General features: G+C 62.0%; 26 protein-coding genes. 4 read left to right on the forward strand and 22 right to left on the reverse strand.

The annotated features are described in order from the left end of the window. Positions 1-123 precede the first annotated feature (123 nt). The gene (locus tag E8L22_RS09025; RefSeq protein ID WP_136524884.1) at positions 124-585 is read left to right on the forward strand and encodes a hypothetical protein; all 462 of its coding nucleotides are present in this window, start codon (positions 124-126) and stop codon (positions 583-585) included. 7 nt (positions 586-592) lie between these two features. Here E8L22_RS09025 and E8L22_RS09030 read toward each other — a convergent pair whose 3' ends face one another. The 12 genes from E8L22_RS09030 to sppA all read right to left on the reverse strand — a co-directional run bounded on the left by E8L22_RS09030 (position 593) and on the right by sppA (position 10802). Continuing rightward, positions 593-1480, reverse strand: coding sequence for a radical SAM protein (locus E8L22_RS09030; RefSeq protein WP_136524885.1), 888 nt, complete (start codon positions 1478-1480; stop codon positions 593-595). A gap of 290 nt (positions 1481-1770) precedes the next feature. Further along, positions 1771-3018, reverse strand: a complete 1248-nt coding sequence (gene glyA, locus E8L22_RS09035; protein ID WP_136524886.1) for a serine hydroxymethyltransferase — start codon at positions 3016-3018, stop codon at positions 1771-1773. 127 nt (positions 3019-3145) lie between these two features. Continuing rightward, the gene (gene rpiB / locus E8L22_RS09040) at positions 3146-3592 is read right to left on the reverse strand and encodes a ribose 5-phosphate isomerase B (protein WP_136524887.1); all 447 of its coding nucleotides are present in this window, start codon (positions 3590-3592) and stop codon (positions 3146-3148) included. Positions 3593-3595: 3 nt separating this feature from the next. Beyond that, complete coding sequence (gene fabF / locus E8L22_RS09045; protein ID WP_136524888.1) at positions 3596-4828, reverse strand: beta-ketoacyl-ACP synthase II; 1233 nt, start codon at positions 4826-4828, stop codon at positions 3596-3598. Positions 4829-4912: 84 nt separating this feature from the next. After that, positions 4913-5146 carry an acyl carrier protein gene (gene acpP / locus E8L22_RS09050; RefSeq protein WP_012531540.1) on the reverse strand — a complete coding sequence of 78 codons (234 nt, stop codon included), beginning with the start codon at positions 5144-5146 and terminating at the stop codon, positions 4913-4915. A 139-nt stretch (positions 5147-5285) separates the two neighbouring features. After that, a complete protein-coding gene (gene fabG, locus E8L22_RS09055; protein ID WP_136524889.1) occupies positions 5286-6026 on the reverse strand; it encodes a 3-oxoacyl-[acyl-carrier-protein] reductase in 741 nt (246 codons plus the stop codon). Continuing rightward, entirely contained in the window at positions 6023-6958 is a 936-nt protein-coding gene (fabD, locus tag E8L22_RS09060) for an ACP S-malonyltransferase (protein WP_136524890.1), read from the reverse strand. The genes fabG and fabD overlap by 4 nt, the downstream gene beginning before the upstream one ends. 72 nt (positions 6959-7030) lie before the next feature. After that, on the reverse strand, positions 7031-8011 hold the full coding sequence (locus tag E8L22_RS09065; RefSeq protein WP_136524891.1) for a beta-ketoacyl-ACP synthase III: 981 nt from the start codon (positions 8009-8011) through the stop codon (positions 7031-7033). Then, positions 8008-9066 carry a phosphate acyltransferase PlsX gene (plsX, locus tag E8L22_RS09070; protein WP_136524892.1) on the reverse strand — a complete coding sequence of 353 codons (1059 nt, stop codon included), beginning with the start codon at positions 9064-9066 and terminating at the stop codon, positions 8008-8010. The genes E8L22_RS09065 and plsX overlap by 4 nt, the downstream gene beginning before the upstream one ends. 51 nt (positions 9067-9117) lie before the next feature. Continuing rightward, positions 9118-9300, reverse strand: coding sequence for a 50S ribosomal protein L32 (gene rpmF / locus E8L22_RS09075; RefSeq protein ID WP_015721360.1), 183 nt, complete (start codon positions 9298-9300; stop codon positions 9118-9120). A 13-nt stretch (positions 9301-9313) separates the two neighbouring features. Further along, positions 9314-9850: a YceD family protein gene (locus E8L22_RS09080; RefSeq protein WP_136524893.1), complete on the reverse strand. Its 537-nt coding sequence runs from the start codon at positions 9848-9850 to the stop codon at positions 9314-9316. Between the two features lie 70 nt (positions 9851-9920). After that, positions 9921-10802 carry a signal peptide peptidase SppA gene (gene sppA / locus E8L22_RS09085; RefSeq protein ID WP_136524894.1) on the reverse strand — a complete coding sequence of 294 codons (882 nt, stop codon included), beginning with the start codon at positions 10800-10802 and terminating at the stop codon, positions 9921-9923. A 231-nt stretch (positions 10803-11033) separates the two neighbouring features. Between sppA and E8L22_RS09090 the strand changes: the two genes are divergently transcribed. Next, positions 11034-11498, forward strand: coding sequence for a metallophosphoesterase family protein (locus E8L22_RS09090; protein WP_136514513.1), 465 nt, complete (start codon positions 11034-11036; stop codon positions 11496-11498). On the opposite strand, the gene E8L22_RS09095 is transcribed toward E8L22_RS09090, so the two are convergent. The 10 genes from E8L22_RS09095 to E8L22_RS09140 all read right to left on the reverse strand — a co-directional run bounded on the left by E8L22_RS09095 (position 11495) and on the right by E8L22_RS09140 (position 21184). Next, complete coding sequence (locus E8L22_RS09095) at positions 11495-11884, reverse strand: hypothetical protein (protein ID WP_136524895.1); 390 nt, start codon at positions 11882-11884, stop codon at positions 11495-11497. The genes E8L22_RS09090 and E8L22_RS09095 overlap by 4 nt on opposite strands. Positions 11885-11908: 24 nt before the next feature. Continuing rightward, on the reverse strand, positions 11909-12295 hold the full coding sequence (locus tag E8L22_RS09100) for a response regulator transcription factor (protein WP_136514515.1): 387 nt from the start codon (positions 12293-12295) through the stop codon (positions 11909-11911). Positions 12296-12311: 16 nt separating this feature from the next. After that, positions 12312-13190, reverse strand: a complete 879-nt coding sequence (locus E8L22_RS09105) for an ABC transporter substrate-binding protein (protein WP_246044600.1) — start codon at positions 13188-13190, stop codon at positions 12312-12314. 101 nt (positions 13191-13291) lie between these two features. Then, entirely contained in the window at positions 13292-15577 is a 2286-nt protein-coding gene (locus E8L22_RS09110) for a hypothetical protein (RefSeq protein ID WP_136524897.1), read from the reverse strand. 15 nt (positions 15578-15592) lie between these two features. Then, positions 15593-16600, reverse strand: a complete 1008-nt coding sequence (locus tag E8L22_RS09115; protein WP_136524898.1) for a DmsE family decaheme c-type cytochrome — start codon at positions 16598-16600, stop codon at positions 15593-15595. After that, the gene (locus tag E8L22_RS09120; protein ID WP_135870805.1) at positions 16601-17434 is read right to left on the reverse strand and encodes an ABC transporter ATP-binding protein; all 834 of its coding nucleotides are present in this window, start codon (positions 17432-17434) and stop codon (positions 16601-16603) included. A gap of 296 nt (positions 17435-17730) precedes the next feature. Next, positions 17731-18135, reverse strand: a complete 405-nt coding sequence (locus tag E8L22_RS09125; protein WP_136524899.1) for a CoA-binding protein — start codon at positions 18133-18135, stop codon at positions 17731-17733. Between the two features lie 140 nt (positions 18136-18275). Further along, a complete protein-coding gene (locus E8L22_RS09130; RefSeq protein WP_136524900.1) occupies positions 18276-19220 on the reverse strand; it encodes a hypothetical protein in 945 nt (314 codons plus the stop codon). Positions 19221-19242: 22 nt separating this feature from the next. Further along, a complete protein-coding gene (locus tag E8L22_RS09135; protein WP_136524901.1) occupies positions 19243-20049 on the reverse strand; it encodes a hypothetical protein in 807 nt (268 codons plus the stop codon). Then, positions 20027-21184, reverse strand: a complete 1158-nt coding sequence (locus E8L22_RS09140; protein ID WP_136524902.1) for an acetoin utilization protein AcuC — start codon at positions 21182-21184, stop codon at positions 20027-20029. The genes E8L22_RS09135 and E8L22_RS09140 overlap by 23 nt, the downstream gene beginning before the upstream one ends. 237 nt (positions 21185-21421) lie before the next feature. Between E8L22_RS09140 and E8L22_RS09145 the strand changes: the two genes are divergently transcribed. Then, complete coding sequence (locus E8L22_RS09145; protein ID WP_136524903.1) at positions 21422-22642, forward strand: ammonium transporter; 1221 nt, start codon at positions 21422-21424, stop codon at positions 22640-22642. A gap of 136 nt (positions 22643-22778) precedes the next feature. Beyond that, entirely contained in the window at positions 22779-23624 is an 846-nt protein-coding gene (locus E8L22_RS09150; RefSeq protein WP_136524904.1) for a response regulator, read from the forward strand. Positions 23625-23672: the final 48 nt, after the last annotated feature.

Here is a 23672-nt window from a genome sequence, read left to right on the forward strand (position 1 = left end):
GGCTCCCGCGCGACCATTATAAAACCATGCGATAACAGTCACTTACGACGCAGGCAGAGCAACGTGCGAATTTGGTACGCCAGTTGAAACGTAAGGAGAAAAACGGCAACAAGGGGGGACATCATGGCATACAGAGATCGCAGCACGAGCGAGAGGTCCGGCTCCTACGCATATACCATCATGGAAGTTCGTTTGAGGAAGAAGGGTGCTCCGGAAGGGACCGAGGACGATATTCGCCTCATGACCGTGGACAGCCACTGGGACACGCTGCGCTTCGTGCAGGACAACATGGATCAGTGTGTGGGCAACGTGGTGCGCCTCAAGCGGACGGAATCGAAGCGCGTACAGGGCATGAATGAAAGCGCAGCGCTGTTCCAGAAGAACCTTGAGCCGCTCGTCTCGACCCTGACGGCAAACCAGGGACAAGGGGTGATGGACAAGCTCTCCATCTCGCTGAAGAAGGCCCTTTTGCTCATGGTGATGGAGCGTTACCAGAGCGACCGCGACAAGGCATGCAGGGTGCTCGGCATCTCCCAGGAGAAGCTGGAGAGCGAGCTGAAACTCTGCGGCGTCCCTGCCAGATAGATAATCTCTAGTAGTACTCCTCCTGATACGAAGGGATCTCCGCACACCAGCGGGGGTCCCTTTTTGCTTTTGCAAGGGCGGCGTCGACGGTGTCGATGAGGCGCTGCCGGTCTTTAGGGTAGCTCCCGGCAAGCTCAAGAAAATTGGAGACGTGGTTCGAGCGCAGGATGGTACCCTGCGGCTCCAGCCGCTCGAGAAGAGACCGGGTCTCGAGCAGGATCTCGCCATGGCTCAGAGGCTCGATCAGCCTTAGGAAGTCATCGTTGTGTCGCTGGAACATGGTGAGAAGAGAGAAGTACTCGGGCGAAAGCGCGGTGATCCATTGTGCCGTCGCCGCCGCGTGTTCGGCACTTCGCTTCTTCCCGGCAAGCCCAAGGATCGCGGTCACCGACAGTTTCATCCCGGCGGCCATGGCCTTTTTGCACTGCTCCAGCATCTCTTCCGGAGTGAAACCCTTGTCGACGAGGCGCAGCGTCTCGGCATCGCCGCTTTCCAGGCCGAAGTAGAGGATGCGGAGCTTCTTCGCGCGCAGCACCTGCAGGTCTTCCTTGCTCTTGCCGTTCAGGCTGTTTGGTGAGGCGTAGGCGCCGACCCGGGTGAGGGACGGGAAGACCTCGCTCAGCTCGTCCAGGATCCGCGCAAGTCCCTCCTGCGGGTAGATGAGGGCGTCGCCGTCGGCGAGGAATACGCGCCGGACCGCGTCACGGTAGCGCGGCGGTATCGAGCGGATCTCCGCCACGATCTCGTCGAGCGGACGCACCCGGAAGTGCTTCATCTTGTACATGCCGCAGAACTTGCAGCGGTTCTGGGAACAGCCGATGGTGATCTGGAAAATGAGGCTCCGCGCCTCGGAGGGTGGGCGAAAGAGGGGCTCGTCGTAATGGAAGAAGTACATGGGCTGCTCCGCCTGAAAGATGAAGTTCCCGGCACCGACCGGCCGCGTGACACTTTACCGGATAATGCCTGGGGGATTCCATAAAAAATTCGTGGATCCATTCAACCGATGGAACCAGCGTAAAAAGAAAATCCCCCCCGTCCCCCCTTCGCAAAGGGGAGAGCGTCGGTGCACCTACGGCGTACTGTAGGCCTGTACCTGCCTCCCCCGGGAGCCTCCAAAGAACCTAAAAAAAGGGGGGCGACTTGCGTCGCCCCCCTTCCCTTTTCCAATATGAAACCGAACGCGTTCTAGGCGAGACGGTCGGCGTACATCGGGAAGCGCTTCATCAGCGCGTTCACCTGGGTCTTCACCGCGGCAAGCTTCGCCTCGTCACCAACGTTGCCAAGCACTTCGGCGATGAACCCTGCCACCTGCTCCATCTCGGCTTCTTTCAGGCCGTGGCTGGTGGCCGCCGGGGTGCCGATGCGGATGCCGGAGGTGATGAACGGCGAGCGGGTGTCGAAGGGGATGCCGTTCTTGTTCACGGTGATGCCGGCGCGGTCGAGCGCCTCCTCGGCAACCTTGCCGGTCAGCTCGGTCTGGGAGAGGTCGACCAGCATGAGGTGGTTGTCGGTGCCGCCGGAGGTGAGCTTGAAGCCGCGGCTCATAAGCCCTGCGGCGAGCGCCTGGGCGTTCTTCACGATCTGCTGCTGGTACTGCTTGAACTCGGGGGTGAGCGCCTCTTTGAAGGCGACCGCCTTGGCAGCGATCACGTGCATGAGCGGGCCGCCCTGGATGCCGGGGAAGATGTTGGAGTTCAGGGTCTTCGCCCAGTCCTCGCGGCACATGATCATGCCGCCGCGCGGTCCGCGCAGCGTCTTATGGGTGGTGGTGGTCACGAACTCGGCGTAGGGAACCGGGCTCGGGTGGATGCCGGCGGCAACGAGACCCGCGATGTGGGCCATGTCGACCATGACCACGGCGCCCACCTTGTCGGCGATGCGACGGAAGGCCTCGAAGTCGATGATGCGCGGGTAGGCGGATGCACCGACCACGATCATCTTCGGCTTGTGCTCGATGGCGAGACGCTCGCACTCTTCATAGTCGATGGTCTGGGTCTCCTGGGAGACGCCGTAGGGGACGATGTTGAAGAGCTTGCCGGAGAAGTTAACCGGGGAGCCGTGGGTCAGGTGCCCGCCGTGGGCCAGGTTCATGCCGAGTACGGTGTCCCCCGGCTTCAGCACGGAGAAGTAGACCGCCATGTTGGCCTGGGAACCGGAGTGCGGCTGGACGTTGACGTGGTCCGCGCCGAAGAGCTCCTTGGCGCGCTCGATGGCGAGGTTCTCGACCTTGTCCACTTCGTGGCAGCCGCCGTAGTAACGCTTGCCGGGATACCCTTCCGCGTACTTGTTGGTGAGGACCGAGCCCTGCGCCTCGAGCACCGCCTGGGAGACGAAGTTCTCCGAGGCGATCAGTTCGAGGTTGTACTCCTGGCGCTCCGTCTCGTGCCTGATGACTTCCGCCACTGCCGGGTCGAATGTTTCCAGTACTGACATGTCTGATCTCTCCTAAAAAATGCTGGTGAAATAGGAAAACGGGACTCTGGGAGTCCCGTTCTTTGCTTCAGAATCGTTTGTCTTTCCAGTGTCGCCCTACCGAAAAACCTTTGTCGGAGCCCGACGCTTATCCCTTCAGTTCGCGCTCCAGGGCGGTGATCTTGTCCAGACGCTTCTGGTGCCTGCCTGCGGCGTACTCGGTGTCGAGCCAAGCCGCCACCATCTCGCGCGCCTTTTCGACTTCCAGGACACGGCCACCCAGTACCAGGATGTTGGCGTTGTTGTGCTCCTTGGCCATGGTGGCCATGAAGACGTCGGTGGCAAGTGCCGCACGGATGCCGGGGAACTTGTTGGCGACGATGGACATCCCGATGCCGGTACCGCAGACGAGGATCCCCTTCTCGGCGCTCCCCTCGGAGACGCGGCGCGCCACGGCCTCCCCGAAATCGGGGTAGTCGACGGAGTCGCCGTTGTGGGTCCCGAGGTCTTCGCAGGGAAGCCCGCGCTCTTCGAGGAGTTTCTTTATCTCGTTCTTCAGATCGAGGCCGCCGTGATCGCTTCCAAGAACTATCATCCGTTAGACCCTCTTGAAAAGAAGCGAGGCGTTGGTGCCGCCGAAGCCGAAGGAGTTGCTCATCGCGTACTCGATGGACGCCTCGCGTGCGGTGTTCGGCACGTAATCGAGATCGCACTCGGGGTCGGGCTCGTTGTAGTTGATGGTCGGGGGGACGATGGAGTTCTTCATCGCCATGAGCGAGAAGACCGCCTCGACGCCGCCGGCCGCACCGAGCAGGTGGCCGGTCATCGACTTGGTGGAGGAGACCATCAGTTTCGTGGCATGGTCACCGAAGACGGTGTGGATCGCCGTGGTCTCGCCGAGGTCGCCGTAGGGAGTCGAGGTGCCGTGGGCGTTGATGTAGTCGACCTGCTCCGGGTTGAGCCCGGCGGTACGCAGCGCCATCTTCATGCAGCGCGCCGCACCCTCACCGCCCGGGGCGGGAGAAGTCAGGTGATAGGCATCGCCGGAAAGGCCGTAGCCCACGATTTCGCCGTAGATCTTCGCGCCGCGCGCCTTGGCCGCCTCGTACTCCTCGAGCACCACGATGCCGGAGCCCTCGGACAGGACGAAGCCGTCCCTCCCCTTGTCGAACGGACGCGACGCACCGGCCGGGTTCTCGTTGTTGGTGGAGAGCGCTTTCATCACGGAGAACCCGCCGATCCCCAGAGGGGTAACGGTCGATTCGGTGCCGCCCGCGATCATGGCGTCGGCATCGCCGCGCTGGATCATGTGGTAGGCGTCGCCGATGGAATGGGTGCCGGTCGCACAGGCGGAAACGGAGGAAACGTTCGGGCCTTTTGCCCCGTACTTGATGGAGATGTGCCCCGGAGCCAGGTTGATGATCAGCATCGGGATGAAGAAGGGAGAAACCTTCTTGTACCCGCCTTCCAGCAGCGCGCTGTGGTAACGCTCGATGGCGGGAAGACCGCCAAGGCCTGCGCCCACAAGGACACCGACTCGCTCGGCATTCTCCTCGGTGATCTGCAGACCGGAGTCTTCCATGGCGAAGTGGGCCGCAGCGAGGGCGTACTGGATGAAGAGATCCATCTTCTTGATCTCTTTCTTGTCGATGAAATCCTCGGCGACGAAGTCCTTGACCTCGCCAGCGATCCTCACCGGCAGGTCGGAGGCATCAAAACGGGTGATGGGAGCAATGCCGGACGTACCGGCCACTAGGGCATCCCAGTTCTTTCCGTTACCGGTCCCCAGCGGGGAAACCACGCCTACCCCCGTGACAACAACTCTTCTCATACTCTGAACTCTCCTTGGTTGCTTTTGACTCACGCACGCCCGAAGGCGACATGAAAAAGGGGAAGCATAACTCCCCCCTCTCTACTAGGTGTGATCAGTGATGTAGTCGATTGCGTCCTGTACCGACTGGATCTTCTCGGCATCCTCGTCGGAGATCTCGATTTCGAACTCTTCCTCAAGTGCCATCACCAGTTCTACGGTATCCAGGGAGTCGGCGCCCAGGTCGTCCATGAAGGAGGACTCGTTGGTCACCTGAGCCTCGTCAACACCAAGCTGCTCAGCGACTATCTCTTTAATACGTTTCTCGATCGAAGCCATTCAATTACCTCCATTTGATTGTAACGTCAGACGTTTTTAGTTTTGCTTTGCCGAAAGACTGCTATTTCATAGCATGAAAAGCAGAATTTGCAAAAGGTATTTTTGGCGCTGAAAGTAAAAAAGAACGCCGTTTGCGACATCACATGTACATGCCGCCGTTCACCGAAAGTACGTGTCCGGTGACGTATGCCGCCGCGTCGGAAACGAGGAACAGTACGGCCCCCGCTATGTCATCGGAACTGCCAAGCCTTCCCATCGGGATCTGCTCCTGGAGCGCCTCCCTGGTCTTCTCGGAGAGTTCCGCGGTCATGTCGGTCTCGATGAAACCGGGGGTGACCGCGTTCACGGTGACGTTTCTCCTGGCGAGCTCTTTCGCCACCGACTTGGTGAGGCCGATCATGCCCGCCTTGGAGGCGCAGTAGTTGGCCTGGCCGGGGTTACCCATCTCGCCGACCACGGAGGAGACGTTGACGATCCTGCCGTAGCGCGCCTTGGACATGAGCTTCGCGGCCTCGCGGGTGCAGTTGAAGCAACCTTTCAGGTTCACGTCGAGAACCGCATCCCAGTCCTCTTCCTTCATGCGAAGGAGCAGCCCGTCCTTGGTGATGCCGGCGTTGTTGACCAGGATGTCGACCTTGCCGAAGGCCTCGACGGCCTGTTTGAAGAGACCCTCGACCTCGGCGACCACGGAAACGTCCACCTTGACGGCGAGCGCCTTGCCGCCTGCGGCGACGATCTCATCGGCGGTCTTGGTGGCACCCGCTTCGCTGGTCGCGGTGACGACCACGGCGGCCCCGTCTGCGGCGAGTTTCATGGCGATGGCGCGACCGATGCCGCGGGAGGCGCCGGTTACCACTGCTACCTGTCCGTTAAGACTCATTGTGCCACCTCCGTCAGCGCTTTTACCCCGGCTGCGTCCTGTACGTTGGTGCAGGAGGTTTCCTTGTCGATCCTCTTCACGAGACCTGCGAGCACTTTGCCCGGGCCGATCTCGACGAAGTTGGTGACGCCGGCGGCGACGATGTTCTGGATGATCTGTTCCCAAAGGACAGGCGCGCAGACCTGCTCGACGAGGAGCTGCTTCACGCGTGCCGCGTCGGCATTGGGCTTCGCCTCGACGTTGCTCACCACCGGGGCGGTCATGGCGCCGACGGCGACGGCCTCGAGGGTCCGGGCCAGACGGTCCGCAGCGGGCTTCATCAGGGAGCAGTGGAAGGGGGCGGATACCGGAAGGAGCATGGCCTTCCTGAACCCCCTCGCCTTCGCGATGTCGATGGCGCGGTTAACGGCGCCGGTGTGCCCTGCGACCACGATCTGGCCGGGAGAGTTGAAGTTGGCAGGGGAAACGACCTCGCCCTGGGCAGCCTCGGCGCAGATCTCCTTGAGGACCTCCGCCTCGGCACCGAGGATGGCGGCCATGGCGCCAACGCCGATGGGCACCGCGTCCTGCATGTAGCTGCCGCGGGCACGCACGGTCCTAAGCGCATCGGCGAAGTCGAGCGCGCCGGAAGCAACCAGTGCGGAGTACTCGCCCAGCGAGTGACCGGCGAGGAAGGAAGGCACAAGCGAGGATTCCTCCCTCAGCACCCTGAGCGCCGCAACGCTCGCCGCCAGGATGGCCGGCTGGGTGTTGGCGGTGAGCTTAAGCTCCTCCTCGGGCCCTTCGAAGCAGAGCTTGGAGAGGGAGAAGCCGAGTGCGTCGTCGGCCTCCTCGAAGGCGACCCGGGCGGTCTTGAAGTTATCGGCCAGGTCCTTCCCCATCCCGGCGTGCTGGGAGCCCTGCCCCGGGAAGATGAATGCATAGGATTGCATAGATGACCTCTTTTCTTTTTAGTGGATCCACCTTCGCTAAAGCTACGGTGGACTCGGCCAAGGGCCTCGGCCCTACCACCTGATGAGCGCGGAGCCCCAGGTGAGACCGCCGCCGAAGGCGTCAAGCAGCAGCAAGTCCCCTTCTTTGAGCCGGCCGGCACGCGCCGCCTCGTCCAATGCGATGGGAATGGACGCCGCGGATGTGTTGCCGTAGCGGTCCAGGTTTACAAAGACGCGCTCGCGGGTGATGCCCAGACGCTTGCCGACGGAGTCGACGATCCTCTGGTTTGCCTGGTGCGGGATGAAGAGCGTTACGTCGTCGGGGGTTAGACCGTTGGCCTCCAGGGCCTCTTGGGCAACCTCGCCCATGGCGCGTACCGCAAGCTTGAACACCTCGTTCCCCTGCATGGTCAGGTAGACCAGCTTGTCGTCCACGCTCTGATGCGTGGCCGGTTTGCGGCTTCCCGGGCCCTTCTGGTACAGGATCTCCCAGTAGTTGCCGTCGGAGTGCATGTGCGTGGAGAGGACACCGTGGTCACCCTCCTGGGCCTCGAGCACTACCGCACCGGCACCGTCGCCGAAGAGCAGGCAGGTGTTGCGGTCGGACCAGTCGACGATGCGGGAAAGCACCTCGGCGCCGATCACGAGCGCCTTTTTCACCTGTCCGGAGCGGATGAACTTGTCGGCGGTGGAAAGGGCGTAGATGAAACCGGAGCAGGCGGCGGAGAGGTCGAAGCAGAATGCGTTGGTGGCCTTGATGGCCTGCTGGATGATGCAGGCGGTGGCGGGGAACGGGAAGTCGGGGGTCAGGGTACCCACGACGATGAGGTCGATCTCCTCGGCCTTAACCCCGGCGGCGGCAAGCGCCTTCTCCGCGGCAGCGATGGCGAAGGTCGAGGTGTACTCCCCCTCCGCGGCGATGCGGCGTTCCCGGATACCGGTCCTAGTGACGATCCACTCGTCGCTGGTGTCCATCATTTTTTCAAGATCGAAGTTGGTCAGCACTTTCTCCGGAACGGCAGAGCCGGTTCCGGTGATTCTCGGTCTAATCATGAAGCTACCCTTTCTGTTGCGGCGTCCGGGTTCTGGGCGCCGGCTCGCTCGCGCGGCTCACCGGGGAAGCTCTCGTTGAGCTTTTCCGCCATGCGGCTGTTGACCCCTTTGAGCGCGTATTCATGGGCAAAGCGGATCGCGTTCTTGATCGCTTTGGTATTCGAACCGCCGTGGCAGATCATCCCCACGCCGTTGATCCCAAGCAGAGGCGCCCCGCCATACTCGGCGTAGTCTACGGTTTTCTTGAAGTTCTTGAAGGCCTTGCGGCTCAGGAAGTAGCCGATCTGGGACAAAAGGCTCGCCTTGATCTCGGCCCTAAGCATCTTACCCACGGCCTCGGCCAACCCCTCGGAAAGCTTCAAAGCCACGTTGCCGACGAAACCGTCGCAGACGACGACGTCGACGGAGCCGTTGAAGATGTCCCGGCCTTCCACGTAACCTATGTAGTTGATGGGCTTTTCGCGCAGAAGTGCGCTGGTTTCGCGGGTGAGCTCGTTCCCCTTGCTGTCCTCCTCACCGTTGGAGAGAAGACCGACGCGGGGTTTGTCGACACCCATGACGAATCTGGCGTACACCTCGCCCATGACGGCGAACTGAACCAGATGGATCGGCTTGCAGTCGACGTTGCCGCCGACGTCGAGAACGAGGGTTTTACCGGTTACGGTGGGGAAGAGCTGGGCGATCGCGGCGCGATCGATCCCCTTCATCCGCTTCAGCACGAACATGCCGGCCGCCATGGTGGCACCGGAGTTGCCGGCGCTGACGACGGCCACCGCCTCGCCACCTTTTACGAGCTCGAAGGCGACGCGGATGGAGGAATCCTTCTTCTTGCGTACCGCGTCGGAAGCGGAGTCGTGCATGCCCACAACTTCCGAGGCATGCCACACTTCGATATCGAGCCCTTTGCAGTCATGGCGGGCCAGTTCGGCCTGCACCTTTTCGACATCACCGACCAGAGTGACCGGGATGCCGAACTCTCTGGCAGCAGCTATTGCACCTTCAACTTCAACATGAGGGGCGTTGTCGCCCCCCATTACATCGACAGCAACTCTCATATTTCCCCTAGGGAGCGGATTTCGAACAGTCACGGCTGTGAAATCGAAATCCTAGAGCTCTTCAGCCTTCAGCACCTGGCGTCCCTTGTAAGTACCGCAGGACGGGCAGACGCAATGCGGCAGCTTCGGAGCCTTGCACTGGGGGCAGGTCGAGACGGTGGGAGCGGTCAGGAAGTCGTGTGCACGCCTCATGTTCTTGCGCGACTTGGAGGTTTTCTTCTTAGGTACAGCCATGATGTTCTCCTTTTTACTTTTCTATCTTGATCTTCTTCAGGGCGGCCATCTTCAGGTTTATCCCGCCGCGATCGCAGCCGCACTCTCCGGCGTTCAGGTCAGCACCGCACTCGGGGCAGAGCCCTTTGCACGATTCGCTGCATAGTGGCTTGTACGGCACCTCGAGCATCACCTGTTCGGCGATCTCGGGGTCCATGTCGATCTCGTCGCCGCTGTAAGTGGCGGAGATCAGCTCCTCGTCGGTGAGCTCGACTTCCTCCTCGGTACTATCCTCTTCACCCTTGGTGTAGAAGATGGTGAAGTCCGAGGTGAGCGGCAAGTCGTATTCGGCGAGGCAGCGGGAACAGGTGAGGTGGGCGGCACTCTCAACCCGCCCGGTCGCCCGCACGTGGTCGTATTCCCAGACTGCGGTGACCTCTGTGCTGACCGGGGCGGTAAAGGTGCACTCGCCGGCCGCTTCCATTGCCACCAGCACCGGATAGTGCGAAGCCGGCTCCACCTCCGAGAGGTCGAGCTGCTTCTTTTTCACCTTCTCTATATCTATCTTCAAAGGAAGCTCTCCCTCAATTTCAAAGTTTCTCAGTATAGAGATGGCGGTTTTTTTGTCAAGGTAAATCTAGTCACCACCCCATCCTGTAGTCCACACTGACGCCGCTGTCTGCGCCTGTGAGGACACCGAGCCTGCCTGCGGCTCCTTCAACCAGCATATCCACCAGCTTGCCCTTCTTCTTCGGGGTCCGGATCAGCCGCGGCTCCCCTTTGATGCCGCCCAGGCGTGCCGCCTCGTCGACGGCGTCCTGCATGGAACCGATGCGGTCCACAAGCTTCAGGGCGAGCGCCTGTTCTCCCGAAAAGATCCTGCCGTCGGCGATGGTGCGCACCGTCTCCTCGGGGAGCTTTCTCCCCTGTGCCACCGCCTTCACGAACTGGCTGTGGGTCGAGTCGATCACCCCCTGGAGCATGGCCCTCTCCTCGTCGGTCATGGCGCGGGCCGGCGAACCGGTGTCCTTGAACTTGCCGGTCTTGATGGTGTAGGCCTTCATGCCGACCTTGTCCATGAGCCCCTCGATGTTGGAGAACTTCATCAGGACGCCGATGCTACCGGTAATGGTGCCGGGATTAGCATAGATGAGGGTGGCCGGAGCGGAGACGTAGTACCCACCGGAGGCTGCGACACTCCCCATGGAGACCACCACCTTCTTCGTTTTGGTGAGATCCTTCACCGCCGCGTAGATCTCCTGCGAGGGGCCGACCACGCCGCCCGGAGAATCGACGCGGAAGACGACCGCCTTCACGTGCTCGTCCTTTTTCATGCTGCGCAGCTGCCGTATCACCTCCTGCCCGTCGATGATGGCACCCTTGAGTTCCACGACGCCGACCCCGTCGCCGCCGGCCAAGGTGTCGTCATCGCCTATGAGGGCGCTGACCACCGCGACACAGGCAGCGAAAAGCAAAGACAATCCAAGAACCAGGGCGAGGATCCATAACAGCCACTTCTTCATGACGCCTCCGTTAGTATCGGCAATACTCGATCACCCTTATCAAGTCAACTGTTTACAGCTTATTTTGCTTGTCATTTGCCGGGACAATGCCTATATCTGAACAAGGAAGAGCAAAGGCATGGCCCGATCAACGCCAACAACTGTACACCAAGCGCGATGCGGCGCAAAAACTTATTGTCGTGCGGCTCGGCCGGCGCCGATGTCTCTGAAGCGATAGATGTAAGAGGAATTATGAGAGTACTGGTGATTTCAGACAGTCACGGCAACTACGCCCACGCCTTCAAGGCGCACCAGCAGGCGGGTCCGGTGGATCATATCGTTCATCTTGGGGACGGGTGCGAGGACGCACGCCTGATGGAGGAGGTGCTTGCGGTGCCGGTGCACCGGGTGGCGGGCAACTGCGACATGGACCGGCGCGTCCCAGCCGAGCTCACCCTGGAATTCGGGGCGTGTCGCATCCTGGTGACGCACGGATACCGGCAGCAGGTGAAGAGCGGTCTGAAGCAGCTGATCGACCAAGGGACGAAGGTAGGCGCCTCGGTGGTGCTCTACGGCCACACGCATCAGGCGGCGGTGGAGTCGGCGCAAGGGATGCTCCTGGTCAACCCGGGGGCCCTGAAGGAGGGACTCCCCGGCAGCTACGCCATCGTCACGGTCGATGGTGCCACGGCACGCGCCGAGATTTTCCCTCTTTAGCAGCCGCAGCCGCAGTTGTGGCAGACCTTGCGGTTTTCGTCATCGGGAGGCACGGTCTCCGGCGCGAAGGCGATGCGGTTCACGGCGCGCTTTATATCCTCATGCAGGTCAAGGCGCGGGCTTTGGCCGATCACGTGCCCCACGCAGACGTTGCTGATGCCGTCGGAAGGCGAGGCGATGCGCACCGAGTTCAACAGGTCGCCGTAGCCGTTCACCTCGATCACCTGCCCGGGGTCGTCCCCAAGCTCCAGTGCGATGCCGAAGCGCTCTAGTTCCTGGGCCAGTTCCGCGAAAAATATGTCGAAGGTCACTCCCGAAAGCGGGGCTTCCCACTCGGGTTTGCTCTTGGTCCTTCCGTAACAAGTAAGTCTCATCTGTTTTGCCATGCTGTGTAGCTCCTGAAGGTTCTTCTAATTGGCCGCGGCCTTTCTGTGCATCGAGCTGAAGATCATGTCGAGCACCGCCTTCTGCTTCGCCTCGTACTTGTTCAGGACCGCGAGACAGGTCCCCATGGGGAACTGCTCGTGCAGGTAGTCCGAGTCGCGCCCGGACAGGATGACGATCCTGTTCTTGTCCATGCCGATGGAGACGGCGTACTTGAAGATCTTTGATCCGTCCAGGGTCGGCATCTCCAGGTCAACGAGCAAAAGATCCACCTGCTCTTTCTTGAGCACGGCGAGGGCCTGCAAGGGGTCGGTACACGTTATCACTTCGAGCAGCGGGTATAGCGCATGGATCTTGTCCTTGAGCGCCCCCACGAATGCCGCGTCGTCATCCACGATTACAATCTTTCCCATCAATACCTCTATGTATCTATTTAAGCACCCGGGTCGCGGCAGTGAGCACCGGGAAGGGAACGTTCAGGTCGAGCAGTCGGGCGGCCTTCAGGTTCACGATGAGATCGACCCGTTTAGGCGTGACGACGGGGAGATGCGATGCCTTCTTCCCGCTCAGGATGCGCGCCACGTAGTCGGCCGCGGCCTGCCCCTGTTCCGCGGGATCCGCCTCCAGGGAGATGAGGGCCCCTTTGTGGGCCGCCCCCGGCATCTGCGATATCACCGGGATCTTCAGCTCGTTGGCGCGATGCACGATCTTCTCGAAGAAGCGCCCCCCCGCCGTGCATTCCGTTACATAGATGCAGTCGACCCGCGTGGCCAAAAGTGTGGCGAGCGCGGCGTCGAGCCCGGCCGGTGAAGCTACGTTGGTTTCGACCAGCACCACGCCGGTCTGGGCGGCGATTTTGCGGGCCTCCTTCAACTGGGCCATCGCCCCCTCCTCACGGCTTGCGCAGACGACCCCGAGGGTCCTGATCGGCTTCACCTCCATGGCGGTCTTAATCAAAGTGACGAGCGGGACCTTGGAGCTCACCCCGGCGATGTTCCGGCCGCTGGAAGCCATGCTTTTGGCTACGCCGGTTTCCACCGGGCCGTACACGTCGGCGTAGACGATCGGGATGTCCTGCGCCTCGCGCAGCGCGGTCAGGGTGGCCGAGGTGCCATAGGCGACGATGACGTCGGCTCCAATGGCGTTGAACTTGCGGATACTGTTGGACCAGGAGATGAGATCCGGGTTGGGTGTCTGCGTGATGATCTCCACGTTGCTCTGGTCGTACCCCTTCTGCACCAGCGCCTTCATGAAGGCCCGGTGGGCCTCACGGTAGCGCGGCAGGTCGCACGTCAAGAGCGCCGCCACCAGTTTTCCGGCCGCGCGGGAGTCAGACGCGGGGAGAACCGAGCAGAACAGCAAAAGCAGGAGTATGGATCGGATGACAGTTTTGATACGCTACCCCTCGGTCACCACTTGGCCGCCAGGCCGGCCACGATGGCATGCACCATCCCGTTGTACGTCTGGTAGTTGATGTTCTGGCCGTTCTTCTCGTCGTAATCCCTGAGCGTGTACTCGAGGGTCGTCGACAGTACGCGCGAGAAGCGGTACTCCCCACGGGCCGAAAGCGCGCTGATCACCGTCTCCTGCGCCGATATATCGCTGATCCCGGCGGTACTGCTCCCCGGGTACGCAGCGGAACTGAAGTCGGCAGGCGAGAAGGAGGCCCTCGAGCGTGTCTGCTGGGCCATGAGCGACAGGTCGCACTGCTCGCCCAGGGCATAGGAAACGTTCACCGTGTAGACGTGAGAACTGCTGGAAAACTGGCTGTCTGCCTCGCTTCCGACGACGACGGTGGTGAAGAACACCGGCTGCTCCACCTCGCTGTGCAGGTAGGAGTAGTTGAGCCCCACGGTCAGTTTCGGCAGCGGCATCCACCATGCGCCCACGTTCGCGTTCTCGCTGTTGCCGTGGCGCGAGGTAAGCGGCATTGCGCTGTAGTCCAGCGGATCCAGGGTATTCAGCACGAAGTGGACCACCTCGTCGTTGCGGTCGTGGCGGATGAGGGCGTGGGTGGAGACTCCCCAACGGCCGCCGGTGTAGGTCAAAAGGAGCTTCCCCTCCTGGCGCTCTTTGAACGACGCGCCGTACGCCGGGTTGTCGGTGGAGGCGTAGCTGTATTGGGCGCTGCTGCGCAGCCCCTTGAAGGGGCGGTAGTAGACGGCGAGCGAGCCGGTATGGGTCGCGGAGTGGTCCGGCAGGGCCCAGGTGGCAGGCGAAGGGAGATCGCTCACGTTGTCACGGTTCACGAAGTCGCCGCGGTATTCCCCGACGAAGGAGAGGTCGTGCCGCGGCCGGTACCAGACGGTGCCGGTGACGAGGTTGCGGGTGGTCTCAAGGGGAGCTTTGACTTGCTGGAGCGGATCGGCGAAGTTCACGCTCAAAAGCGCGCCGCGGTTGCCGTTGTCGAGCTCCTGGCGACGGTATTTCAAGGCGAAGGTGTACTCCCGGCTCGGCGTATAGGTGATGTCCCCCGCTGCGTTTTGCAGGTAAACCTTCATGTGGCGCGCGCCGGTCACGTCGGACAAATCGGAGAGGTTCTCACGCTGGTCCACGCTGTAGGAAGCGGAGCCGACCAGACCGCCGGACAGGGAGGTATGCAGCTTGAGGGTGTGTGAGAAGAAACGGCTGTCGGGATTCTCGTTGTGCTGCTGCTCCCCACCCAGCCGCTCGAGGTTGCCGTGTATGTCGTTACGCGCGGTGTAGGTGGCGACCGGCGTAGGGAGGCGGTCCTCGAAGTACCGGATCTTGAAGTCGTAGACGAGGTCGACCGGGCCTAAATGGGCGTCGAGACCGAGGCGCCCCTCCTGGATCTGCTGGTCGATGCTGCGCGGGCGGGCGTAGACCGTGTTGGCCTCCCCCTCGAAGGAAGCGTCGGCGAAGCGCTGCTGGATGGTCCCTTCCTTCGTGTAGCGCCAGTAGCCCAGGTTCAGGTGCAGCGGGAAATTGTGCAGACGATAACGGAAGTCGGCCCGGTCCTGAACCACGCTCACCCCGTAGCGCGCCTGCGGGTCCTGCTGCTCGGCGCTGTAGGTGGCGGACCCGGGGGCGTCGGTCCTCGGCCCCTGGAAGTTGGGAGAGAAGAGGATCTCGCGGTCCAGGTTGTGGTAGAGCGACTCCGTCCTCAGGTGCAGCCGGTAGTCACCCCGGTAATCCATCAGCAGATCGCCGTGGTAATCGTTCTCGTTCAGATAGAAGCCTTCCAGCTCGAGGTTGGTGTCCTTCTCCATATGACGGTAGAAGAGCCCCCCGCTTCTGCTGGACTTAAGGAAGCCGTACTCGAGGGCGCGCCCGCGGTTGTCCTCGCCGAAGACGAAGTTGTAGCCGAGCGAGCCCCCCTTTCTTTCCAGCACTTCCACCTGGCGCTCGTCCTCCGGCACGTACGCCGGTTCGTCGGCCGCCTGGGAAACCGCTTCGTCCGCCGGCTCGGCTGCCGAGACGCCTGCCCCCTCCGGCGTACTTCCCGTCACATCCCCCCCCGGCTCCTCCGCCGCAGGGGTCTGCGCCGGCCCGACGGCGTCGGGCGCAGTCACCGACTTCGCAGACTCCGTCCCTTTCGCCGATACGGCTGCCTTCTCGAGGTCGCCCGACGGCAACGCGTCCAGTTCCGCCGCGGAGACGCCCCCCGCCGCCACGAGCAGCAAAAGCAGCGGTGATAGTACGGTTGATGCGAGATCAAGCGGTGTTTTCACCATCGGCTCCTTTCGCGCTTACTGCCGCAGGGTGCCCCGGCCCGTCACGGCCTGGGATGGGATGTCGCTGCCGTGTATCTGCGAATGGCAGTCGGTGCAACGGTTCGTGTAAAGCTTTTTGAGCCCACCGCCCGGGGTATCCGTAGCGAGATGCCCGGAGTGGCACTGCAGGCAGAGAAACGGCATCGCGGCATTTAGGAGGTTGTTGTTCACCGAGCCGTGCGGGGTGTGGCAGTTCATGCAGTTCTCGGTCACGTCACCATGCTCGAAGGCGAAGGGCCCCTGCTTCTCCATGTGGCACCTGGTGCAGGTCTCCTTCGGGGTGTTCCCCTTGAGCAGGCGGTCCTGCGTGGAGCCGTGCACCTCGTGACAGTCGACGCAGAACATCTTCTTCTCGCGGATGGGGTGGTGCGAGAAGAGCGAGTTCTCTGCCTGGACCTCGGGATGACAGGTGAAGCACATCTCGGACATCTGCTGCGGGCTCACCTTCTGCTGGGGTCCCTGGTGCAGCTTGTGGCAGTCGAAACAGCTCACGTCGTGCAGCGCGTGCGCGCTCGCCTTCCAGTGGCTCAGCACGGGGATCGAGGCGGCGGCGTGGCATTTGAGGCAGATGAGGGACTGGGCCTGGGCCGGAAGATGGTTGATGTCGAGGAACTTCGAGGTGTCGCACTTCCTCTTTTCCCGGGTGTTCTCCTCGCGGTCGTCGCTTAGGTGCGCGATGGCGAGGCTTCCCGGTCCGTGGCAGGACTCGCAGTTCACCAGGGGGAGCCCGGTTTCCGGCTTGATCTGTTCTCCGTGGAGGCTGTGGCTGAAGTCGTCGCTGATCTTGTCGTGGGCGTGACACTTGGAGACGCAGTTACTGGTACCGACGTACTCGGCGTCCAGGCGCCCGACAATCATCTTCTCGTATTCGCGGGTGGGGAGGATGGGCTTGCTTTGCTTTAGTTCGACACAGGAAACGGAAAGAAGGGGAACGAGCGCCAAGAGGATCGCGACTTTCATGCGGCGCAACGGATGAACGTTCATCTATTCCCCCCTTATCCCCTTCGTTGTCGTGTAGATGAAACCGCGGACGATCGGGTTTTCGCTATTCTTGATCTCGCGCGGCGTGCCGATCTCGACCACGGAGCCGCCGTGCATCATGGCGATCCGGTCCGAGATGTAGAGCGCGAAGTTCAGGTCGTGCGTCACGATCACCGTGGTGTTCTTGGTGCTTTCCTTGAGCTTCAGGATCGTGTTGGCGAGCTCGTCCGTGGTGACCGGGTCTAGCTCGGCGGTCGGCTCGTCGTAGAGGATCAGGTCCGGGTTCATGGCGAGGGACCGGGCGATCGCCACGCGTTTTTTCATCCCGCCGGAAAGCTCCGAGGTGCGCAGCTCCTCCTTGCCGACGAGCCCCACCATCTCCAGTTTCTGCTTGATGATCTCGCGGATCTGCTGTTCCTTGCAGACACGCTTCTCCCTGAGCCACAGCCCCACGTTCTCCCCTACGGTGAGGGAGTTGAAGAGGGCCGAGGACTGGAACACCATGCTATAGCGGTAGTCTCTGGCGGCCGAGTCGGGCTTCGGGCCGAACAGGGGCAGGTCGTCGATGTAGATCTCGCCGCTGTCCGGGGTCTCCAGCTTGACGATGTGCTTTAAAAGGACGCTCTTTCCGGTACCGGAAGGTCCTATGATGCAGAAGGTTTCGCCGGCGCGGATTTCCAGGTTCACGTCCTTTAGCACGTGATTCGGGCCGAACGACTTGTTCAGTTGGTCGATCCTGATCCCGACGCCCCTGGTGTCCTGCAGATCGACGGGGCGATTGCCGTTTTCAGGGTGAAAGAAGGAGCCGGGCAGGCCGTGTTTTAGCTTCTCGAACATCCGTATCCTTTTGAGAGCGATTCTGCGTGATTGAGGCGCCGCACAGAACACCGGCTTTGCCAGTAAATTCTGTCATCTGCCGTCGCGAAGAAGCGCGCACATACTACCAGAGATGTGACTGTGCTGGCAAGGGGGAATATTTGAACACACTTAACGTTTACACAAGGTCCGAGCCCCTGTTCCGGCTCGGTGAAGGCGGGGGCAGTGACGTCAGGAAATACGAAGCGGACGGGCAGGTCGTTGAGCGACGTGCATGGCCGCGGGCAGGAGGCGACGCCCCCCGCCCGCCGCGATTTTCAGCGTTTCATCGTCTTTACGTGTTCCTTCAGCATGCAGCGGTCCATCACCACGAGGAGCCCCGCCTCGCGGGCGCGCTTGGCGGCCTCCTCATGAACCACCCCTTCCTGCAGCCAGAGCACCTTCGCCCCCTTGGCAATCGCCTGCTCGACGATCTCGGGGACGAACTCGGAACGGCGGAAGACGTCGACGATCTCCACCGCTTCCGGGATATCGGTGACGCTCGCATAGCTCTTCTCACCGAACACCTCGGGGACCGCGGGGTTCACCGGGATGATGCGATAGCCGGCCCGTTTGAGGTAGGCGGCCACCTCGTGACTTGGCTTGCCGCTATCGGGGGAAAGCCCGACGACGGCGATGGTGCGGTACTTGGTCAAGATCTCTTTGATGTCAGGAACCTGCATGAGCACCTCCCTTAGAGCTGTATTTTTACCGCTTACGCATCCCGCTCACGGCGACGAAGAAGAAGATCACCCCCATGACGCCGGCGATGAATATCCAGTCTGCCGCGCTGAATCCGAACATAATGCCTCCTTGGCTGTCTCTATGGTTCCAGCTGTTCCAGGGCGGTCTGCGCCTCGGAGAATTCCGGGTTGATCCTGAGCGCCTGACGCAGGTAGAAGCGCGCGTCCGCTGCGGCCCCCAAGTCCTTGCAGCAAAGTGCCAGGAGGTAGGGGATCTCCGCCATGGGGAACTCCAGCGCGAACCAGGCGTCCGCCATCACGTCGTTCAGGATCGCCGTCGCCTCCTGGTACCCCCCCTCTTCCCTGAGCGCCATGGCGCCCGCGATCGCCTCGAGGTAATCGACGGCAGGCACACGCGGCACCTCTCCCCTGTCGATCCGCTCCAGGCGTGCCTTCAGCTCGGCCTTCGCCTGCTCCTCGACCTCCGGGAGCAGCGCGCGCCACAAGGAGGCCGCCTTGTCGTATTTCCCCAGCAGGAAGGAGACCTCCGCCAGGGTGGTCAGGCAGCGCGGCTGATCACCTGCCAGCTCGCGGGCACGGTCCAGGTACTGTTCCGCCCTGAAAAGGGCCGCAGTGGAAAGGTGCAGGGCCGAGAAACGGCACGCCTGATCGAGCAGGGTGACGCCGATCTCCAGCGGGAAGTGGGCGTTTTCCGGCTCGAGGAGCGAGAAGATGCGCAAAAGCTTCACCCTGCGCTCCAGGTAGGGAACCTCGACATCCTTCTCGCCGAGCATCAGGATGTAGCTCGCGAGCTCGGAGACGTAATGGGGGTACCCCTTCAGCATCTCGGCGTAGCGCTCGCAGTAGCGGCACCCGGGATCCTGGCGCAGCGCATGGTAGACGCCGCGTCCCACCGCGTCGTACCCGGGCACCTGCCCCGCGAGGGCGCGGTAGTCCTCGTCCAGAAGCGGGATCGGTTCGGGGCCAAGCGAAAACACCACCTTGCCGTCCAGGCCGCTCACCTCGCTCCCTGAGGGGGGGCGATAGTAGGTAACACCATTGATGGGGGTCATATCCCTTTCCATTAAGCGCACTCCTTTTCCCTTGTTACCGCTCCCGATGCGGGAACGTGTCCACACCGGCATGCACGCCGATAGTCTTGTAGATCCTCACGTCGTCCCACGGCTCATCCATGATGCCATCGTGGATCGCCCAACTGCGCCCGAGGACGCTCTTTTCCATACCGGGGCGCCTGAAGGGGGTGGAGCCGTCCAGCCTCCGGAACAGCACGCCCCCCGGGGCGAACCCGGCGTCGATCTCCTGCATGAGACGCTTTCCCACCACGTAGTCGAAACCGTACCCCTCGTAGCGGATCGCGTTGTCGTAGGTTAAGGGCTCGGCCACGATGAGCTGCATGCCGAGCCCCGCGACCAGGCGCTCAAGCAGGGGGAGGAACTCCCCGAACATCCTCAGGCCGCGCCGGGTCTGGTTCGGGAAGAGCCCCGCCTCCATGGCCCGCACCTCCTCGGGGAGGTTGCGCCCGAGCGTCGCGAACAGGTTGTTGCGCCCCTTTTCGTCGAGGTCGACGTCGTAGCGCGGCGCCGTCGGGTCGGCGATGGTGCAGTAGGAAAGCTCCATCTGGCCGTGATGCGTGTCGCACAGGTCCAGGATGAAGGCGGGATCCTGGTCGTCCGGGCTGCAGCGCGTCACGAGGCGCAGAAAGCGCAGCCCCTCCGGCGCGATCACCTCGATTACCCCGCCCCCTTTCGCCACCATGGACAGCAGACGCTCGGGGAGTAGCGACCGGTAAATCGCCTCCTTCTCCGCGGAGGGCAACCGGTTGATGTCGTTCAGGGAGAAGAGCTGGCTTCCCCCCAGGTCCCTGAGCGGCTCATGTGAGGTGTCGTTTGCCATAGTCGCCGATGAGGACGGGGAAAACGTGTTTGCGCACGTAGGCGATGCTCTTCTCCACCGCGTCGAGCGCACGGTTGCGGTCGTCATCCTGGGCCCAGTGCATCGCGTCCAGGAGCATCCGGTGCGGGTAACCAAGCTGCGCGATGAGCTTCACGAAGGAGGCGGGGAGCCTCGGGGAGACCTCCCGGTCATTCATGATACCCCAGGCGATGGTCCAAGCCCTGGCGACGTTCATCTGGTCGTACCCTCCACCACCTACCCCTACCCAGGGGATCTCCAGGGCACGCAGCTTTCTCATGATGTAGGAGTAGGCATGCGTGGTGACCTCGAGCCTCGTTAGCGGGTCGGTCCTGAAGGTATCGGCACCGAGTTGGGTCACCATGACGTCCGGGTTGAAAGCGGCGATGAGCGGGAAGGCGACCTCGTCGAAGGCCTTCATGAACAGCGCGTCGTCGGTGTGCGCCAGAAGCGGCAGGTTCACCGAGTACCCTTTCCCCCTCCCTTCGCCGGTCTCGTTCTCGAAGCCGGTGCCGGGAAAGAAGTAGACCCCGCTTTCGTGCAGCGAGATGGTGAGCACCCGGTCGCAATCGTAGAAGGCGTTCTGGACGCCGTCGCCGTGGTGGGCGTCGAGGTCCAGGTAGACCACCCGTTTACCCCGCTCTCGCAGGTAATTGATGGCGACCACGGCGTCATTCAAGTACGAAAAGCCGGAGGCCCTTCCCTTCTGGGCGTGGTGATACCCGCCAAGGAGGTTAAAAGCGGCGGTGAAACCTTCCTCGGTCACCAGGCGCGCCGCCTCCAGGGTACCGGACACCCCGAGACAGGCCCAATCGTAGACCCCGGGAAAGATGGGATTCTCAACGTCGCCAAGTCCGTAGCGGAAGTCGGCCCTCGGTTCCTGGGCTTCGCTGAACTCGCGCAACCGGTCGAGGTACTCGGCGGAGTGCGCCCCAAGGAGCTCCTTTTCGTCCACCGGGCGAGGACGCACCTCGGACATCCCCGGGAGATCCAGAAGCCCGTACGCCGCCATGAGATCGCGTGCCAGACGGTAGCGCTGCACCTTGAATGGGTGCTGTTCGCCGTAGCAGAACCCGCTTAGGTCTGCGCAGGCGATGAGAGCGGTTTTGCGGGACAACAGCCACCTCCGGCCGAAATTCTGCACAAATTTACCCGCTGGCCGTTTACAGGTCAACAGTTAATCCTGCCTATCCCTTGGGCAGCGTCGCCCATTAATTGGGCACCAAGGGGCATCCTTTTCATTAGACCCGTGAGGCGACCAACGTAATTCCAAGCAGATATGGATTTGGCAGAGACCTTGCTATGACTCGGCGTTCTCCAACGAAGGGGGGCATTTACCAACGGAGGTAATGGAATGAACGGGATGTCGACGATGACAGGTCTTGTAAACAGCAGCGATGTGCTCTTCCTCATGTTAGGCGCCGTCATGGTCTTCGCCATGCACGCCGGCTTCGCCTTCCTCGAGGTGGGAACGGTACGCAAGAAGAACCAGGTGAATGCCTTCGTGAAGATCCTGACCGACTGGTCCATCTCGACCGTGGTCTACTTCCTCGTCGGTTTTCCCATCGCCTACGGCATCAGCTTCCTGAAGCCTGTTAAAGAACTCCTGGGCTCCAACCAGGGGTACGACATCACCCACTACTTCTTCCTGCTCTGCTTCGCCGCCTGCATCCCCGCCATCATCTCCGGCGGCATCGCCGAGCGCGCCAAGTTCTGGCCGCAGGTGATCGCCGGCGCCGTTTTCGCCGGTCTCACCTACCCCCTCTTCGAGTCCCTCATCTGGGGGCAGAACTCTTCCGCGCTGCAGGGCCTCTTCAAGTCCATCGGCGGCGCCGAGTTCCATGACTATGCAGGCTCCGTTGTGGTTCACTCCATCGGCGGCTGGCTCGCCCTCCCCGCGGTCATCATCCTCGGGCCCCGCATGGGGCGCTACGTAAGGGGCAAGTCCCACCCGATCCCGATCAGCAACATCCCCTTCCTCGCCCTGGGCTCCTGGATCCTCGCCGTCGGCTGGTTCGGCTTCAACGTGATGAGCGCCGGCCACCTCGAGAAGATCTCTGGTCTCGTGGCGGTGAACTCGCTGATGGCCATGGTGGGTGGCGTGCTCGCGGCCCTCATCGCAGGCAGGAACGACCCCGGCTTCGTGCACAACGGCGCCCTTGCCGGCCTCATCGCCGTCTGCGCCGGCTCCGACATCATGCACCCGCTCTTCGCTTTCGTAACCGGCGCCGTAGCGTCGGTCATCTTCGTCTACGGCTTCCACCTCGAGCAGGAAAAGCTCAAGATCGACGACGTCTTAGGCGTTTGGCCGCTGCATGGCGTGATCGGCTCCTGGGGGGGGATCGCCGCGGGCCTCTTCGGCGGCGAGGCGCTCGGCGGCCTGGGCGGGGTGACCTTCCTCTCCCAGCTTCTCGGCTCCCTCTCCGCGATCGTCTTCGCCCTTGTGAACGGCTTCGTCATCTACGGCATCCTCAGCAAGACGGTAGGGATCAGGCTGAGCCAGGAGGAAGAATTCAACGGTGCCGACCTCTCCATCCACAGCATCGGCGCATACCCGGAAGACCATATCCGCTAGGTATCGAATCTCACTTCTCAGAAAGATCAGGAGGCCCGGAAACGGGCCTCCTTTTTTTTATTTTGAAATTTCCTACGAAGTATGTATTATTTGCGATGTTAAAAGCTTCTCATTACCGTTAAAGGCGTACTCTATCATGAAGATACCCTTGGGACAGTTGCTGGTTCGATCCGGCATCATAACGGTAAAGACCCTGGAGCGGGCACTGGCGCGTCAGGCAACTTGCGGCAAGAGACTTGGAGGGGTGCTCCTTGAGATGGGGGTGCTGACCGAGGACGAGCTGCTGGAAGCGCTGGGGCAGCAGTACGGCCTCGACACGGTCCCCAGGCTCTTCACGGGACAACTCCCTGCCGAGCTACTGGCACTGGTGCCGGCGGACCTAGCCATCACGAGACCGCTTCTGCCGCTGCGGCTGGAAAACGGTGCGCTCTTTGTCGCGGTCAGCGACCCGCTCGACGGGGAGACCGTGGCGCTTCTGGAGCGGCACGGCTCCGTGAGGGTAACTCAGTTGCTTTGCCGCCCCGGTGAGCTTGCCGCCGCTGTGAAACAGCAATACCACCGTGACCAGGGGGGGAGCGACATGAAGATCCTCGTGGTCGATGACCCTGCCGCCATGAGCGATGTAGAGGGAGCACTCCGGAGGGAAGGTTACCAGGTGTTCACGGCGCGCGACGGGGTGGAGGGGTTGAGGATCGCCTTCTCCCAGAAGCCCGACCTGATCCTGTGCGACGCCGCGACACCCAGGATGGACGGCTACGCCCTCATGCGCGCCGTCAAGGCGAACCCGTCGAGCGCGGGAACGCTGATGATCCTGCTCACCTCGAAGGCCTCACCCGAGGAGGAACACCGGGCGCTCAAGGCCGGTTTCCACGACTTCATCGGCAAGCCCATGATGACGATACGCGTGGTCTCGCGCGTGAGGCGCGCCTTCGAGATCATTGATAAAGTGCGGGTACAGCAGCCGTCGCCCTCATCCGCCTGATCCCAACTTACCAGCCCGGCGGCACCAGCACTGCGATGCCGCAGCCCG

It is taken from the genome of Geomonas ferrireducens (genome assembly GCF_004917065.1).
Classification (GTDB): Bacteria; Desulfobacterota; Desulfuromonadia; order Geobacterales; family Geobacteraceae; genus Geomonas; species Geomonas ferrireducens.